This is a genomic window from Nocardia salmonicida NBRC 13393 (assembly GCF_001613085.1).
Classification (GTDB): Bacteria; Actinomycetota; Actinomycetes; order Mycobacteriales; family Mycobacteriaceae; genus Nocardia; species Nocardia salmonicida.
In genome coordinates, this window is record NZ_BDBR01000032.1 from 102,573 (window position 1) to 118,519 (window position 15,947).

Annotated in this window: 18 protein-coding genes and 1 pseudogene; 11 read left to right on the forward strand and 8 right to left on the reverse strand. The window is 64.6% G+C overall.

The genetic code is table 11. The annotated features are described in order from the left end of the window. Positions 1–29: 29 nt before the first annotated feature. The 6 genes from NS1_RS27010 (at position 30) to tuf (ending at position 5,680) form a co-directional block, all read left to right on the forward strand. Positions 30–557 carry a DUF3558 domain-containing protein gene (locus NS1_RS27010; RefSeq protein ID WP_062988916.1) on the forward strand — a complete coding sequence of 176 codons (528 nt, stop codon included), beginning with the start codon at positions 30–32 and terminating at the stop codon, positions 555–557. Beyond that, the gene (locus tag NS1_RS27015; RefSeq protein ID WP_062988918.1) at positions 554–1,099 is read left to right on the forward strand and encodes a DUF3558 domain-containing protein; all 546 of its coding nucleotides are present in this window, start codon (positions 554–556) and stop codon (positions 1,097–1,099) included. Before NS1_RS27010 ends, NS1_RS27015 begins: the two co-directional genes overlap by 4 nt. Before the next feature lie 271 nt (positions 1,100–1,370). Continuing rightward, positions 1,371–1,745, forward strand: a complete 375-nt coding sequence (gene rpsL / locus NS1_RS27020; RefSeq protein WP_056814220.1) for a 30S ribosomal protein S12 — start codon at positions 1,371–1,373, stop codon at positions 1,743–1,745. A gap of 1 nt (position 1,746) precedes the next feature. Beyond that, a complete protein-coding gene (rpsG, locus tag NS1_RS27025) occupies positions 1,747–2,217 on the forward strand; it encodes a 30S ribosomal protein S7 (protein WP_056814216.1) in 471 nt (156 codons plus the stop codon). Between the two features lie 33 nt (positions 2,218–2,250). Further along, positions 2,251–4,353, forward strand: a complete 2,103-nt coding sequence (gene fusA / locus NS1_RS27030; protein ID WP_056814212.1) for an elongation factor G — start codon at positions 2,251–2,253, stop codon at positions 4,351–4,353. Positions 4,354–4,489: 136 nt separating this feature from the next. After that, positions 4,490–5,680 (forward strand): elongation factor Tu, encoded by a 1,191-nt coding sequence (tuf, locus tag NS1_RS27035; protein ID WP_056814209.1) that lies wholly within the window; start codon positions 4,490–4,492, stop codon positions 5,678–5,680. A gap of 84 nt (positions 5,681–5,764) precedes the next feature. Here tuf and NS1_RS27040 read toward each other — a convergent pair whose 3' ends face one another. Then, complete coding sequence (locus NS1_RS27040) at positions 5,765–6,121, reverse strand: nitroreductase/quinone reductase family protein (RefSeq protein ID WP_062988920.1); 357 nt, start codon at positions 6,119–6,121, stop codon at positions 5,765–5,767. A gap of 107 nt (positions 6,122–6,228) precedes the next feature. Further along, positions 6,229–6,660 (reverse strand): PPOX class F420-dependent oxidoreductase, encoded by a 432-nt coding sequence (locus NS1_RS27045; RefSeq protein ID WP_062988922.1) that lies wholly within the window; start codon positions 6,658–6,660, stop codon positions 6,229–6,231. Positions 6,661–6,930: 270 nt separating this feature from the next. On the opposite strand from NS1_RS27045, the gene fusA (NS1_RS27050) reads away from it, so the two are divergent. Continuing rightward, positions 6,931–9,009, forward strand: coding sequence for an elongation factor G (fusA, locus tag NS1_RS27050; RefSeq protein ID WP_062988924.1), 2,079 nt, complete (start codon positions 6,931–6,933; stop codon positions 9,007–9,009). 54 nt (positions 9,010–9,063) lie between these two features. Here the strand turns inward: fusA (NS1_RS27050) and NS1_RS27055 are convergent, their stop codons facing one another. Next, positions 9,064–9,939 (reverse strand): helix-turn-helix transcriptional regulator, encoded by an 876-nt coding sequence (locus tag NS1_RS27055; protein ID WP_255284703.1) that lies wholly within the window; start codon positions 9,937–9,939, stop codon positions 9,064–9,066. A gap of 391 nt (positions 9,940–10,330) precedes the next feature. Here NS1_RS27055 and NS1_RS27060 point away from each other — a divergent pair, with 391 nt between their 5' ends. From NS1_RS27060 to NS1_RS27075, 3 genes are all read left to right on the forward strand, one after another. Next, the gene (locus NS1_RS27060; protein ID WP_062988926.1) at positions 10,331–10,669 is read left to right on the forward strand and encodes a hypothetical protein; all 339 of its coding nucleotides are present in this window, start codon (positions 10,331–10,333) and stop codon (positions 10,667–10,669) included. Positions 10,670–10,851: 182 nt separating this feature from the next. After that, positions 10,852–11,163, forward strand: a complete 312-nt coding sequence (locus NS1_RS27065) for a hypothetical protein (protein WP_062988928.1) — start codon at positions 10,852–10,854, stop codon at positions 11,161–11,163. Between the two features lie 905 nt (positions 11,164–12,068). Next, positions 12,069–12,593, forward strand: a complete 525-nt coding sequence (locus NS1_RS27075) for a DUF1269 domain-containing protein (RefSeq protein WP_255284704.1) — start codon at positions 12,069–12,071, stop codon at positions 12,591–12,593. Between the two features lie 157 nt (positions 12,594–12,750). Here NS1_RS27075 and NS1_RS41875 read toward each other — a convergent pair. The 5 genes and pseudogenes from NS1_RS41875 to NS1_RS40270 form a co-directional block, all read right to left on the reverse strand. After that, a pseudogene (locus NS1_RS41875) lies at positions 12,751–12,948 on the reverse strand (MFS transporter); the annotation flags it as partial. A 20-nt stretch (positions 12,949–12,968) separates the two neighbouring features. After that, on the reverse strand, positions 12,969–13,199 hold the full coding sequence (locus NS1_RS27080) for a three-helix bundle dimerization domain-containing protein (RefSeq protein WP_255284705.1): 231 nt from the start codon (positions 13,197–13,199) through the stop codon (positions 12,969–12,971). A 58-nt stretch (positions 13,200–13,257) separates the two neighbouring features. Further along, positions 13,258–14,385, reverse strand: a complete 1,128-nt coding sequence (locus NS1_RS27085) for a glutamate--cysteine ligase (RefSeq protein WP_062988933.1) — start codon at positions 14,383–14,385, stop codon at positions 13,258–13,260. A gap of 65 nt (positions 14,386–14,450) precedes the next feature. Further along, positions 14,451–14,882 carry a DUF7144 family membrane protein gene (locus NS1_RS27090; protein ID WP_062988935.1) on the reverse strand — a complete coding sequence of 144 codons (432 nt, stop codon included), beginning with the start codon at positions 14,880–14,882 and terminating at the stop codon, positions 14,451–14,453. A gap of 285 nt (positions 14,883–15,167) precedes the next feature. Continuing rightward, on the reverse strand, positions 15,168–15,533 hold the full coding sequence (locus tag NS1_RS40270) for a hypothetical protein (protein WP_157125394.1): 366 nt from the start codon (positions 15,531–15,533) through the stop codon (positions 15,168–15,170). 71 nt (positions 15,534–15,604) lie between these two features. Here NS1_RS40270 and NS1_RS42285 point away from each other — a divergent pair, with 71 nt between their 5' ends. Continuing rightward, on the forward strand, positions 15,605–15,871 hold the full coding sequence (locus NS1_RS42285) for a hypothetical protein (protein WP_307619925.1): 267 nt from the start codon (positions 15,605–15,607) through the stop codon (positions 15,869–15,871). Positions 15,872–15,947 lie beyond the last annotated feature (76 nt).

Sequence of the window (15,947 nt, forward strand, 5' to 3'; positions counted from 1 at the left end):
GGGTCCGCGGACCTACTACAGTTCATGCCATGCGGATCCCCTCGGCGATCATCACCGGCATGACCTTGGTAGTCATGCTGACGTCGTGCGGATCGGGGGGCGACTCCGATACGCCGACAGGGCCCAACCGACCACCACCGAAGGTCGCCTCACTCGGCCCCTTCGTGGGCGAATGCGGCCATGTCACCGACGACGAAGTGCGTACTCTCGCGGGCCTCGGCCAGATCGCTCGGGTCTACAAGAACGCGACCGGCTGCAATTGGCAATCTGCCGGATTGTCCTCGCCCAGCGTCACTTTCGCCTCGTACCGGGGCAGTCCGATCGAACGTGAGAAGGCGTGGGTGTCCAACGTGGGCCGTGCACCGGAGACCATCGACGTGGGCGGGCATTCCGGCTTCATGGCGCTCGACCCGCAGGGCACTGTCTGTGACCTCGCCGTGCAACTCGACGACGACTTCTTCGAGTGGTCGATGTCCACCGGCATCTTCGCCACCGGCGGCAACCCGTGCGACCGCACCAGGAAACTGGCCGAGCTGACCGTGGGACGGCTGCGGTGAGCGCCGGCAAGGTCGCCGCCGCGGCACTGATGCTCACCCTCGTGTTGGCAGGCTGTGGCCAGAAGATCGAGGGCAGTGCCCAGCCGCTGGGAAAGGGTGGCGGCGGTGAGTCGATCAACACCGACTTCGACAAGCTGCTGCGCGAGTGCGAGGTGGTGGCCGCGGACAAGATCGGCGAGATCATCGGCAAGGCCAAGAGCGTGAGCGCCTCGTTCAGCGGTGCCGTCTGCATGTGGGACATCGAGGACGCACCCGGTGGGGGAGCCATGGCCAGCCTCAACTGGTACGAGATGGGTACGCTGAACAACGAGAAGGCCACCAACGACAAGTTGGGCTACCTCTCCGGCGACATCACCGTGCAGGGCCGCAGGGCGCTGCAGGTGCGCCGACCGGGCGACAACGACTCCTGCGGCGTCACCGCGCCGGCCGCCGATGTCGGCGTCGTCGGCTGGTGGATCAACTACCGGCCCGGCTCGGCTCATCCCGATCCGTGCGCGGGCGCCCAGAAATTGGTCGAGCTCACCTTGGATCTCGCCCGGTAGAAGGCTTGACGCGGCCCCCCGCTTTGACCCCCCATCAGGCACGCGGGTATCGTAGATCCCTGTGCCCGGATTGCTACGGGCAAGTTCGTGTGTGAACGTAGGCCAGCGAAAGCGGCCGATACGTTCCAGCGTGCCTTGAAAAGGGCACTGAGCGCCACGGCGACACGCCCGACCACGGGTTAACGGAAACGTGGTCTGACGTGCGAGTGAAAGCTCGATGAACTGCAAGACACTGCACACCAAGCGAATTACCAATAAGGAAAGCCGGTCTATGCCAACCATCAACCAGCTGGTCCGCAAGGGTCGCCGCGACAAGGTCACCAAGACCAAGACTGCGGCCCTGAAGGGGAGCCCGCAGCGTCGTGGCGTGTGCACTCGCGTGTACACCACCACCCCCAAGAAGCCGAACTCCGCGCTCCGTAAGGTCGCGCGTGTTCGCCTGACCAGCGCGATCGAGGTCACGGCGTACATCCCCGGTGAAGGCCACAACCTGCAGGAGCACTCGATGGTGCTCGTCCGCGGCGGTCGTGTGAAGGACCTTCCCGGTGTCCGTTACAAGATCATCCGTGGCTCGCTCGACACCCAGGGCGTGAAGAACCGCAAGCAGGCGCGCAGCCGCTACGGCGCCAAGAAGGAGAAGAGCTGATATGCCACGCAAGGGCCCCGCACCCAAGCGTCCGCTGATCAACGACCCGGTCTACGGGTCCCCGCTGGTCACTCAGCTGGTCAACAAGATCCTCATGGACGGCAAGAAGTCCACCGCCGAGCGCATCGTCTACGGCGCACTCGAGCAGGCGCGTGAGAAGACCGGCACCGATCCGGTCGTCACCCTCAAGCGCGCGCTGGACAACGTCAAGCCCGCCCTCGAGGTGAAGCCCCGTCGTGTCGGTGGCGCCACCTACCAGGTGCCGGTCGAGGTCCGTCCGGGCCGCGCCAACACCCTCGCGCTGCGCTGGCTGGTCAGCTACTCCCGCGCCCGTCGCGAGAAGACCATGGTCGAGCGTCTCGCCAACGAGCTCCTCGATGCCAGCAACGGCCTCGGTGCCGCCGTGAAGCGTCGCGAGGACACCCACAAGATGGCCGAGTCGAACCGGGCCTTCGCGCACTACCGCTGGTGATTGCCCGGCCCGTCACTTAAAAGGGAGAATTTCGTGGCACAGGACGTGCTCACCGACCTGAACAAGGTCCGCAACATCGGCATCATGGCCCACATCGATGCGGGCAAGACCACCACGACCGAACGCATCCTGTTCTACACCGGTATCACGTACAAGATCGGTGAAGTTCACGATGGCGCGGCCACGATGGACTGGATGGAGCAGGAGCAGGAGCGTGGTATCACCATCACCTCCGCGGCTACCACTTGCTTCTGGAAAGACAACCAGATCAACATCATCGACACCCCCGGGCACGTCGACTTCACCGTCGAGGTGGAGCGTTCGCTCCGCGTGCTCGATGGTGCGGTCGCGGTGTTCGACGGCAAAGAGGGTGTCGAGCCCCAGTCCGAGCAGGTGTGGCGTCAGGCCGACAAGTACGACGTGCCGCGTATCTGCTTCGTGAACAAGATGGACAAGCTCGGTGCGGATTTCTACTTCACCGTGCAGACCATCAAGGACCGTCTCGGCGCTCGCCCGCTCGTGATCCAGCTGCCGATCGGCGCTGAGAACGACTTCGAGGGCATCGTCGACCTGGTCGAGAACAATGCCAAGGTCTGGAAGGGCGAGACCAAGCTCGGCGAAGAGTACGAAGTCGTCGAGATCCCGGCCGACCTCAAGGAGAAGGCCGAGCAGTACCGTCAGGAACTGCTCGAGACCGTCGCCGAGTCCGACGAGGCACTGCTCGAGAAGTTCTTCGGTGGCGAGGATCTCACCATCGAGGAGATCAAGGGCGCCATCCGCAAGATGACGGTCAACTCCGAGCTGTACCCGGTGCTGTGTGGTTCCGCGTTCAAGAACAAGGGCGTTCAGCCCATGCTCGACGCGGTCATCGATTACCTCCCTTCCCCGCTGGACGTCGAGGCCACCACCGGCCACGTGCCCAACAAAGAAGAAGAGCTGATCACCCGCAAGCCCAACGTCGACGAGCCGTTCGCGGCCCTGGCGTTCAAGATCGCGGTGCACCCGTTCTTCGGTGAGCTCACCTACGTGCGCGTGTACTCGGGTCAGGTCGCCTCCGGCGCCCAGGTCGTGAACTCGACCAAGGGCAAGAAGGAGCGTCTGGGCAAGCTGTTCCAGATGCACTCCAACAAGGAGATGCCGGTCGCGACGGCTTCGGCCGGCCACATCTACGCGGTCATCGGCCTGAAGGACACCACCACCGGTGACACCCTGTCCGACGCGCAGAACCAGGTCGTCCTCGAGTCGATGACCTTCCCGGATCCGGTCATCGAGGTCTCGATCGAGCCCAAGACCAAGTCCGACCAGGAGAAGCTCGGCACCGCGATCCAGAAGCTGGCGCGCGAAGACCCGACGTTCTCGGTCAAGCTCGACCAGGAGACCGGCCAGACCGTCATCGGCGGCATGGGCGAGCTCCACCTCGACATCCTCGTCGACCGTATGCGTCGCGAGTTCAAGGTCGAGGCCAACGTCGGCAAGCCGCAGGTGGCCTACCGCGAGACCATCACCAAGAAGGTCGAAAAGCACGAGTTCACCCACAAGAAGCAGACGGGTGGCTCCGGCCAGTTCGCGAAGGTCATCATCGCCCTCGAGCCGTTCGTCGGCGAAGACGGCGCGACCTACGAGTTCGAGAACAAGGTCTCCGGCGGTCGCGTGCCCCGTGAGTACATCCCGTCGGTCGACGCGGGCGCCCAGGATGCCATGCAGTACGGCGTGCTCGCCGGCTACCCGCTGGTGAACCTGAAGGTCAGCCTGCTCGACGGCGCGTACCACGACGTCGACTCCTCGGAAATGGCGTTCAAGATCGCGGGTTCGCAGGCCCTCAAGGAAGCGGCCCGTAAGGCCGGTCCGGTGATCCTCGAGCCGCTCATGGCGGTCGAGGTCATCACGCCCGAGGAATACATGGGCGACGTGATCGGCGACCTCAACTCCCGCCGTGGCCAGATTCAGGCCATGGAGGAACGCAGTGGTGCCCGTGTCGTCAAGGCGCTGGTTCCGCTCTCGGAGATGTTCGGTTACATCGGTGACCTGCGGTCCAAGACCCAGGGTCGCGCGAACTACTCCATGGTGTTCGCCCAGTACGCAGAGGTTCCGGCCAATGTGTCCAAGGAGATCATCGCCAAGGCGACCGGCGAATAAAACCCTCTTGCGGTCCAGTGGCACACTGGACCGCAAGTGCCGGGCGTCAAGTAATACCCCCGATCCCCGCCTCCAGCGGGGATGACACACGCACTGCTGCAAATGCACGCACCAACAAGTCCAGGAGGACCCAAAAGTGGCGAAGGCGAAGTTCGAGCGGACGAAGCCGCACGTCAACATCGGCACCATCGGTCACGTCGACCACGGCAAGACCACGCTGACTGCAGCGATCACCAAGGTGCTGGCTGACAAGTTCCCGACCCTGAACGACGCGTTTGCGTTCGATCAGATCGACAAGGCGCCGGAGGAGAAGGCTCGTGGTATCACGATCAACATCTCCCACGTCGAGTACCAGACCGAGAAGCGCCACTACGCGCACGTCGACGCCCCGGGTCACGCGGACTACATCAAGAACATGATCACCGGTGCGGCGCAGATGGACGGCGCCATCCTGGTGGTCGCGGCCACCGATGGCCCGATGCCGCAGACTCGCGAGCACGTGCTGCTCGCCCGTCAGGTCGGCGTGCCTTACATCCTGGTCGCGCTGAACAAGTCGGACATGGTCGATGACGAGGAAATCCTCGAGCTCGTCGAGATGGAGGTCCGCGAACTGCTGGCCTCGCAGGAATTCGACGAGGACGCGCCGGTCGTGCGCGTCTCCGGCCTGAAGGCCCTCGAGGGCGACGAGAAGTGGGCCGAGGCCATCGTCGAGCTCATGCAGGCTGTCGACGACTCGATCCCGGACCCGGTCCGCGAGACCGAGCTCCCGTTCCTGATGCCCGTTGAGGACGTCTTCACGATCACCGGTCGTGGCACCGTCGTCACCGGTCGTGTCGAGCGCGGCATCGTCAACGTGAACGAGGAGGTGGAAATCGTCGGCATCAAGGAGAAGTCGACCAAGACCACCGTCACCGGCATCGAGATGTTCCGCAAGCTGCTCGACCAGGGCCAGGCGGGCGACAACGTCGGTCTGCTGGTTCGTGGCATCAAGCGCGAAGATGTCGAGCGTGGCCAGGTTGTCGTCAAGCCGGGCACCACGACTCCCCACACGGAGTTCGAGGGCCAGGCGTACATCCTGTCGAAGGACGAGGGCGGCCGCCACACCCCGTTCTTCAACAACTACCGCCCGCAGTTCTACTTCCGTACCACGGACGTGACCGGCGTCGTTACCCTCCCCGAGGGCACCGAGATGGTCATGCCCGGCGACAACACCGAGATGCTGGTCAAGCTGATCCAGCCGGTCGCCATGGACGAAGGCCTGCGCTTCGCGATCCGCGAAGGTGGCCGCACCGTTGGTGCCGGTCGCGTCACGAAGATCATCAAGTGAGTCTGTAGACCCACTGACACCGCAACGGCGTCACCCCTTCCGGGGTGGCGCCGTTCGGCGTTTCCGGGCTGCGAGTGATGGGTGTCAGGCGGAGGCGTCGAGGTGTACGCGGACCGTGACCCGACCCTTGGGATCGCGTTGGGCGACGGCGTGGCCGGAGCGGTCGACGCCATCGATGCGGAGGCTGACAGGGCCGCCCGCACCGAGAAAGTTGCGCCACCACTGCTTCTTGTCGGGCATCGCCACGCCGATGAGGTATTCGTCGCCGGAGCGGCGGTAGTTGACGGGGGTGCTGAATGTGCGGCCGGAGCGGCGGCCGGTGTAGGTGATCTGGGTGAAGGCTTTGCCGAGTAACTTGCCGATGACGGGGGCATTGGTCAGTGCGACCACGCCGGTGTTGAATGCGCCGACACCGCGACGCAACAGCGATTCTTGTCCCATCGGATTCTCCTGTAGTCGACGAACCGCCAGCCTACCGACGTCGGATGAAGCACGCGGTAGCCCTGCAACTCGCCGCCGACCATCCCACGGCCGTGCGACAGGATGACTCAGCGAATCTTGGCCCCGTAAACGTGCTCGACGGACAACGCCATGAGTACCCGCCGGTCCGAGACCATGACTTCGCGGTACTCGTTCCAGTCGGGGTGCTCGCCCGCGGCCGCACGGTAGTAGTCGACCAATGCCTCGACTGCCGGTCCGTTCGGGTCGGTTCCGGGACCGGTCAATGTCGCGGTGCCCTCGGCGGTGGCCCACGACCAGCCGTCGGCGCTGGTGACCTCGAGGGCGGCCCGGGGATCGCGTCGGAGGTTGACCGTTTTGGCGCGGCCCTCGGTCATCGAGACGTAGATGATGCCCGCCGCGCGGTCGTAGTACGGGGTGACGGGGGAGAGCTGGGGGCGGCCGTCGGACTTGATGGTGGCCAGGATGCCGATGCGGGAGTCAGCGATGAGAGCGTGCAGGTCGAGTGGGGTTTCGGGCATCGTTCGGCTCCTAGGGGTGGCGGGGCTGGTCGTTGTGACGAACCGCCGTGCTCGGCTGTTTATGCCCGGGCGGCGGAAATCCCGTCGACAGCGCGCGATCGGGCGCGTAGAACTTGTCGCATGGTTACAGCACGTCCGCAGTCGCGGTTCTAGCTCGCATCGGGTCCTTCGGCGCCGGTGTGGCGCCGCGTGATCCGACGCCCGTGCCGTCCCAGGAACGCACAACTGGCGAGCGTCGATTCATCGACCGAACCAGCCTGGGGGATTCTCATGACCAGATTCGATCTCGCCCGAATACGCAATATCGGCATCGCCGCCCACATCGACGCGGGTAAGACCACGACCACCGAGCGGGTGCTGTTCTACACCGGCGTCACCCGGACTCTCGGCGAGGTGCACGACGGGACCGCGGTGATGGATCGCATGGTCCAGGAGCGCGAGCACGGCATCACGATCGCGGCGGCGGCGACCACCTGCTGGTGGAACGAGCACCAGATCACCATCCTCGACACCCCCGGCCACGTCGACTTCACCGTCGAGGTGGAGCGTTCGCTGCGGGTACTCGACGGTGCGATCGCGGTGTTCGATGCCAAGGAGGGCGTGGAACCGCAGTCCGAGCAGGTGTGGCGCCAAGCCGACAAGTACGGCGTTCCACGGATCTGCTTCGTGAACAAGATGGACAAGCTCGGCGCCGATTTCGCGTTCACCGTGCGGACCATCGCGGAGCGACTCGGCGTGCGTCCGCTGGTGATCCAGCTGCCGATCGGCGCGGAGCGCGAGTTCGACGGCATCATCGACCTGGTCGAGATGACCGCGAAGGTGTGGCGTGGCGACACCGATCGCGGCACCCATTTCGAGACGATCGAGATCCCGGAAGACCTGCGCGCCAAAGCCTTCCAGCATCGTGACGCACTGGAGGCGGCGGTCGCCGAAGCCGATGAGGAAGTGCTCGAGCGCTACCTCGCCGGTCGGCCGATCACCGTCGAGATCATGAAAGCCGCCATCCGGCGGATGACGATCGACGCACAGGCCTACCCGGTCCTGTGTGGTTCGGCGTTGGCGAACATCGGTGTGCAACCGCTGTTGGACGCCGTCGTCGACTACCTGCCGTCGCCGCTGGATGTTGTCGCTGTGCACGGATTCTCGCCGGAGGGCGAGCACATCCACCGCGCGCCCGATGTCGCCGAGCCGTTCGCGGCCCTGGCGTTCAAGGTCGCGCTGCACCCGTTCTTCGGCAAGCTCGTGTACCTGCGGGTGTACTCCGGTACCGCCGAACCCGGTGCGACCGTACTGAATTCGACCACTGGGCGAAAGGAGCGCCTCGGCAAACTGTTCCAGATGCACTCGAGCACCGAGATCGCCGTCGAGCGGGTGCGGGCCGGTCAGATCTGTGCCGTGATCGGCCTGAAGGCAACGGGAACCGGCGACACCCTGTGTGATCGGGAAGCCCCGGTCGTCCTGGAGTCGATGACCTTCCCCGACCCGGTACTCGCCGTCTCGATCGAACCGAGGACCCGCGCCGACCAGGACAAGCTGGGCACCGCCCTGGCTCGCCTGGCCGACGAGGACCCGACGTTCACCGTGCACGTCGACGCCGAAACCGGCCAGACGGTCATCGGCGGCATGGGCGAACTGCACCTGGAGATCCTGGTCGACCGGATGAAGCGGGAGTTCCGCGTCGACGCCGACATCGGCGCCCCCCGCGTGGCCTACCGCGAAACCATCACCGCCGCGGTCGATCTGTTCGAATACACCCACCGCAAGCAACAGGGTGGGCACGGACAGTTCGCCAAGGTGGTGATCGCGCTGGAACCACACGTGGCCGATGACGACGCGATCTACGAATTCGAGAGCCGGGTCACCGGCGGGCGGGTACCGCGGGAGTACATCCCCGCGGTCGACGCGGGCGCGCAGGACGCGCTGCGCGTCGGCACACTCGCCGGCTTTCCCCTGGTGAACGTGAAAGTGACGCTGCTCGACGGCGCCGCTCACGTGCAGGATTCCTCGGAGCCGGCGTTCCGTCTCGCGGGCGCGGCCGCGGTGCGTGCCGCGATCGCGAGGGCGAAGCCGATACTGCTCGAACCGATGATGGCCGTCGAGGTCGTGACTCCGGAGGAGTACGTCGGCGAGGTGATCGGTGATCTCAACGCCCGCCGTGGCCGGGTCACCGAACTCACGGAACGGGGCGGCGCGCACGTGGTGCGGGCCCTGACCCCGCTCCAGGAGATGTTCGGCTACATCGGGGACCTACGCTCGAAAACCCGTGGCCGAGCGAACTACTCGATGGTGTTCGACTCCTACGCCCCGGTCCCACCGGGCGTGGCGGCGTCGATCATCGCGGGCGGCTGATCGACACCGGTGGCGTCGCAGTGCGTGCGGCGTCACCGGTTCGTCGTCGACGCCTCAGGTAGGGGTGCCGTCGGATGTCTCGGAGTCGACCATCGCCGGAAGCTGTTGTCTCCCAGCAGATCCGGCAGTCAGCAGGCGCAGCGCATCGGCTGAACTCTCATCGCGCGCAGTGTAGATCTCGAGCCGGTGGTCGGGACTGTCGGGCTGCAACCACACCTGGTAGTCGACATCGACGCGCCCGATCGTCGGATGACGCAGATCCATCGGTCCCACGGTGCAATCGGCGACTTCCGACGCGGCCCACAGCGTCGCGAAAGTCGTACTGCGCATGGCGAGTTCGCCGATCAGTTCGGCCAGGCGCGCGTCGGTGGGATAGCGTCCCGCGGTCAACCGCAGATAGCCGACGTGGATGCGGGCGAGTTCGTCCCAGTTTCGGTACAGGTCCCTGGCGAGGGGATCGAGGAAGAACAGCCGCGGAATCGACGGGCGTCGCGCGGGGTCGTCGGGGGCGGTGACATCGAGGTGCTCGCCGACGAGCGCGTGCCCGGCGCGATTCCAGGCGAGTACATCGCCTCGGCGCCCGAGAACGATGGCGGGCATGGTGTCACCGAGCGAGGTGAGCAGCGCGAGCACCCGAGGGTGAGGTTGCTCCGGTTCGTCTCTGACCAGGCGCGGGACGGCCGGTTGGCCTGCGAGATTGTGCAGGTGGGCCGTTTCGGCGGGGTCGAGCTGGAGCACCCGGGCGATGGCGTCGATGACCTGCGCGGAGACGGTTCCCGCCTGGTCCTGTTCGAGGCGGGTGTAGTACCCGGCACTGACCCCAGCTGACGTGTTATTAGTGCATACTATCTGACCTGCGGGAACGCTGTAATCCGGTTGTTTCGGATTCGGCTGGACGCGTCCCCGATTGTGACGCACGTGGAGAGGCACCAGTTGGCCTCCGCTCGGCACTCCGCCTCCCGGGTAGTCCGGGCTATGTGCGGCGTACCCAGTCCACTGTGTCGAGTATGCGTTCCGGTCGCTCGCTGCTCTGCTCCGGCTGTTGCTCTTTTTAGAGGGGACTTTCTACTCTATTTGCTTTGCATTAGCCGTGTTGGGATTGTGGCTCCCATCAAACGCTCCACAGCGCAGGATATGAGGTGGTCAGATGATCAATACCACGCATGATCCAGATGTTTGCCAAACAAACGAATCCGTAGTGGATGGCCAGTCCGTTCGGATGAGGTCGAGGACTCCGAGCCGATCTCGCGCGCAGCGCAATCTTGGAAGCAAGTGTCTACATTCTTGCTGTTCAGACGATCCCGGTGCAGCGTGCTCGGTCATGGGTAGTCGGTCCGGGACTGTAGCCCCTGCTCCTTCCGGCGGGCCGCGCAGCGAATTCCATGTCATCGCCCGTCTCGATGCCGGTGACAGTGTCGCCGATGTCTTCAGCAGCGATATCGTCGATGTGGCGAGCGGCATTCGCCACACCGCTGCTTGGCCGCAATCGTTGCCGGTGCGGCCAAGCAAGGCGTTCGGTCTGGACGAGCTCGATCACGCGCTGGCCGCCGCCGGGTATCAGCGCTCCAGTAGCTGGCGCAAGCGGGTCACCAACGGCGGTGTCGTGCGCTACTTCGCCCATGCGACCACCCCGTCCTGCGCTCGTGGGCGGACTCGATAGCCCCGCGCAAAGGCACCCGCCTTGCGCGATTTCTCGGTCGCCCTCTCACCGTTGCTGTGCGCGCGCATGGCACAAGACCAAAGGCAAGAGACCTGATGGACGTGCAGATCTCGGATTCGGCAGGTGCGCAGTGGTTCACTCGTGCCGCAGCATGCGCCGGGTTCGCCCGTCGACTTCGACACGTGGCCGCTAGCACGGCCATCGGCTATGTGCGTACCGGCTTGCCCGGTCCTGGCCAGTCGCAGTGTGAATCGCTGATCCGCACCGCCGCTGCCGATCTTGGCTATGACCTGCTCGGGACCCTGGTGTTCGCGGCGACACCGCTGAATCGGCTGCAGGTCTTGGTCACAGAGTTCGCCGTCGATGCGGTGTTGTGTCCCTCATTCGCCCACCTCGATGGACAGGTGCCCACCGAACTGCTGACGGTCACCGACGTGATCGTTGTCGACCCGCACATCACCTACTGCCGCTGGGATCCCCAGTTCCTGGACTGAGCATCTTCCGAGGCGATCACGGTGGATGTCGGAAACGCTCCTGGGGCTTCGTCAACCAGGCTGGCCGCAGCCCGATGACATGCTGGACCGGATCTAGCTGTGATGTTCAGGATGGACTTGTCGTTGTTGCGGTTGTATGTCCTTGCTGCGCGTCCGATCCGGCGTCGCTTTCCCAAGTCGATGCACGACGAAGGCCCCGGACGCTCGCTCACGCTGTGATGAGCGAACGGGGCCTTCTGGGGTCGGGGCGTTCGGTGACCTCCATCCGGCTGCCCGATACCAACCCCGCTCCGTTGAGACCTTCAGCGACAGTAGAGAATTCGACAACGGCGCTCAATGCCAGCGAGGCTGCGGCGAGCGCGTTGGTCAGGTGATGTTCACCGACCACGCCGAGGGTGACCGGTGCGGCGTCGTCGCTGTGGCGCAGGGTGAACTGTGCGCGGGCGCGGGCGTGATGGTCGAAATCCCATCTCGTGCAGCCGGGCTGGCCGGTGGCCAGGGGCCACGGCGACCTTGAATGGCGGTGAGTTCGCGGCTGGAAGAGACCAGTGTCATCGAGCCTGTGGACACAGGGCTCCAGCACAGGTCGCGCAGGGATCGGAAGCCTGAGGGAGAGAGGCAGCCGCCACGGGTCGACGTACCGGTGCATCGACCCGTCGGCCGTCTCGGCCCTTCTGCTGATCCGGGCGCGGTATCACCCGTATCGGGTGATGCATTCGAATCCGCGGGTGCTGAGGCTGAAAGGCGGAAATCCTCGACGGTGACGACTCGAGCGGCGCAGTCGGCACGGATGTCGCGCACGGCCCGAATGCTTCGACTGCGAGCGGCCCCGGCCAGGGCATCGACTCGCCCGGATCTCACCGATCCATCTGCGTCAACCCAACTCATCGGAGGAACTCATGGCTATGGATACATTCGCCCTACTGGCTGCGGTCTATGGCTCACAGGAGGATGCACTCGCGGACTACGACGCCTTGCGCAGGCTCTATGTCGAGGCAGATCTGGTCGATACCTACGATGCGGCCGTTATCAGCAAAACCGACAAGGGCAAGGTCGAGATCGTCAAGAAGCACGAGCAGCCGACCCGGCAGGGCGCGTGGGGCGGTCTCGGCATCGGACTGGTCGGCGGCGCGTTGGTAGCACTGTTCCCGGCCGTGGGAATCGGGGCCGGACTGTTGGTGGGTGGTCTGGGAGGTGCCGGGCTGGGAGCGCTGGGCGGGCACGTCGTGGCAGGGATGAGCCGATCGGATCTCAAAGAGGTGGGCGAACTGCTCGACGAGGGGGACAGCGGGCTCGTCGTCATCGCCGCGATGGACCTCGAGGCGCGAGTCGAGAAGACGCTGGATCGCGCGTCGAAGGTGACCAAGAAGCAACTACGGGCAGACACCGAGCAAGTCAGCAAGGAGATCGAAGCGGCGGCCAAGCTCTGAGCGATTCGCCGAGGGACGCGCCACCGCTGATATCGTGACCTGAATGCAGACGGCTTCTACACGGTGTCCGGGATGCGCCTCAAACGGAATGAGTTGAACAACCCGATGAGACCGACCCACAACGGAACTGGCAGTGCCACTTGCAGAGCGAAGGGCCGAGTACGAATCCCCACCCGATAATGTTGCTCGTCGGCCGGTCGCCTGTGTATCTGCCCTGAGTACGCTGCGGCGGACATGCTCAACAACAGGGGGCGATGGACGAGCGTGCTTGCATCGCGTTGTACTCGAGTACCACCTGTAGGTAGATCGGTGGAGCGATCATGGTGCCGCCGAAGGCGATTTGCTGGAGCATCTGTCATGAGGGTGGGGAATCCACTACTGGGCCGTAGCCATTGCCTCGGCGCTGTGTAGGTCCTTGCCGGTGACCTCGATCGGGTAGACGCCGACAGCTTGCCGAGCGGCCTTCTCGACGAGCAGCGGAACGAAATCGCGGACACGGGCATCGGCGAATCGCTCATGAATACGGCGAACCAGGAGCTCGATCGCCGCCGGTGATTCCGCCGGGAAACGGGCGATCAGGCGTTCGATCACCTGATCGATCTGCACAGATTCATTGTCGTCGCGCATCATCCACCGCCTGCTCGCTCAGTACTCACCGGTCTGGTCATATCGCCCGCTGGGAATCGTCGGCTTCGCGCCCTTCGGCGGTCAGTCGTGAGAGCACATCGATGACGTTCGCCGGGCCGCCTGCCAGCAGGGCGCGGCGTTGCCGGACAGCGCCATTGCCGTTGGTGAGAACTGTTGCCAACGCATCGCGGGTGAATTCGTAGTCACCGGATTCCTCCAGGCGGGGACGGACGTGGCCGAGCAGTTGGCTGAGGGCCGTGCGGAATCGAGGGCTGGACAGCCCGTCGCGGGCGGCGTAGTTGCACGCTGAGCGCAGGCGCGTGCGGGGGATCGGAACGGCGAGGTGCCCACGGTCGATGGCGGCGACCGAGGTGATGGCGAGGGCTCGCACCAGACTCGCCAACAGTGCGGTTTCCATCGCGGTGGCGGGGACGTCGCTGATCCGGACCTCGATGGTGGGCAGGTGAGCGGACAATCGAACATCCCAATAGACCATCGCGGGGTCGAGGATCTGTCCATCTCGAGCGAGTCGGGCGACGATGTCGTCGTAGTGGGCTGCTGACCGGAAATACGGTGGTGGTCCCGCGCTCGGCCACCGTGTCCACATGATGTGGCGCCAGCTGGCGTGCCCGGTGTCGATGCCCTCGGCGATCGGTGAATTCGCGGCCAACGCCAACAGCGCGGGCAGCCAGCGACGCAGGTGATTGCTGACCTGCACCGCGAGGTCGCGGTCGGGGACGCAGACATGGACATGGCAACCGCAGGTCACCTGGTCGGCGGGCGACCCGAAATATCGGGCTATGCGTTGGTATCTCGGCGTGCCGGTGATGGAACCGGCCGGCGGGCCCCAGATCGGCACCCCCACAGCCAGCGGGAACGAACCCGACCGAGCCGCGGCATCGATGACGGCGATTCTGGCCCGCCGAACCTCGCGATGCACCGCCTCGATACTCGCGCACACAGGTGTGGAGGTTTCGATCTGGCATTGCGAGAGTTCCAGCTGCAATGCGGTGTCGGTCTCGGCTGCGGCGACGGTGGTGTTGGTCAAGGAAGGGCGTCCGGTTGCCGGGTCGATCAGCACGAACTCTTCCTCGACGCCGACGGTGAACGCGCGGACGTCATCGCGGTGGCACCGGTCGCGTCGGTCGATCGACAGGGACGTCATCGTTCCTCCTGGTCGGTGCCTCGTCCACCGGTGGACGAGCTATCGGGGAGACATCCGAGGAGGACTCAGCGTTCGGGTCGCCAGGTGGAGACAGCCCAGATGATCACGACGCTGAGCGCGATGATCACGATGGACCATGCCGGGTAGTACGGCAGGGACATGAAGTTCGCGACGATGACCAGCGCGGCTATCGCCATCGCGGCGTAGCGAGCCCACGTCGATCCGATCGCGAGGCCCACACCGCACAGCAGGGCGAGAGCGCCCAGTACGACATGAACCCAGCCCCACGTCGTGGTGTCGAATTCGTAGACGTATTCGATGCCGGCCACATACAGCTGGTCGTCCGCGATCGCGGAGATCCCCTGCAGAATGGAGACCGCCGCCAAAATGACGAGCATGAACGCGGCCGAGAGGGATATCCCCTCGGCGATGGCCTGCCGTTGGAAGGGCTCTGCCTCGGGGGTGACGTTGCGCACCGCAGATGTGTTGCTGGTCATGTCGACTCCTCGGTGATGCTGAGGACCGCCCACTCGACACCAAGCGATCCGCCGTTTGAATGGATGCAGGTCCTGTCGGAAACTTCTACATGTTCGAATCCATTGTCAGTGGACCACCGGTGGTGGTTGTAGTGGCGACGAGGGTGATGCTCCCTCTTTTCGCGCGCGAGTGTTAGCTCGGTGTCGTGGTCCATCATCGAGAATCGCATGCCCAACGAAATTGTCTGCGGGGGGTTCGGCATCCGCATTCGAGGGGTTGCTATGAGTTTACCGGAACAAGTTCCTTCAAACAAGCTGCCGCTCGACACGCTGCGGCGTACGCGCGAGATAGATGTGATCGGGCAGCCCACCTTGGCTGACGCAGATCAGCGGCCTCCAGGTGCCATAGCCCACCCAGCTCTCAGTGTCGCTATCAGTTTGATAACCAGGCCACGGGATGGATTGTTCGGGAGAAGTCGGTCGATTAATATCCGAGCTGGCTCGATCCGTCATCCGAATTTCGCTGAGATCGCCAAGGATACGGTTCGAGCAGGGACCGACATCGCTGTCGATGGCGTCGGATATTCGACTGCGCAGGCGCACGTCACGGGCCGGACTCGGATTCATATTCGTCGACAACGGAACTTCGAGGTCGACGAACCGCACAAACACTGCTGAACAATCCCGATCGTGGCACCGGATTCTCTCACCGGTACCGCCGATCCCGTTCTGAGGTGATGGCGATGAGTGATACCGCAGTTCCTTCCACCGAGCCCCCTGATACGACCCGCACCGGCGGCCGCAGACCTGCGTCGGCGTGGATCTCGTGGATCGCGTTGGCGCTGATGACCACCAGCTCCGTCGCCAGTCTGCGCCCCTCGCCGACGATGGCCGTCTACGGGCTCGCGTGCGTATTCCTGTACTTGATCCCGGCGCTCGTGTTCCTGCTGCCGACCTCGCTGGTCTCCGCCGAACTGGCCTCTGGGTGGAACGGCGGCGTCTACAACTAGGTATCGCTCGGCATTTCCAAGCCCATGGGGTTCCTGGCGGTGTGTGTCAGTTCGCGATGACGATCTTCTACTACCC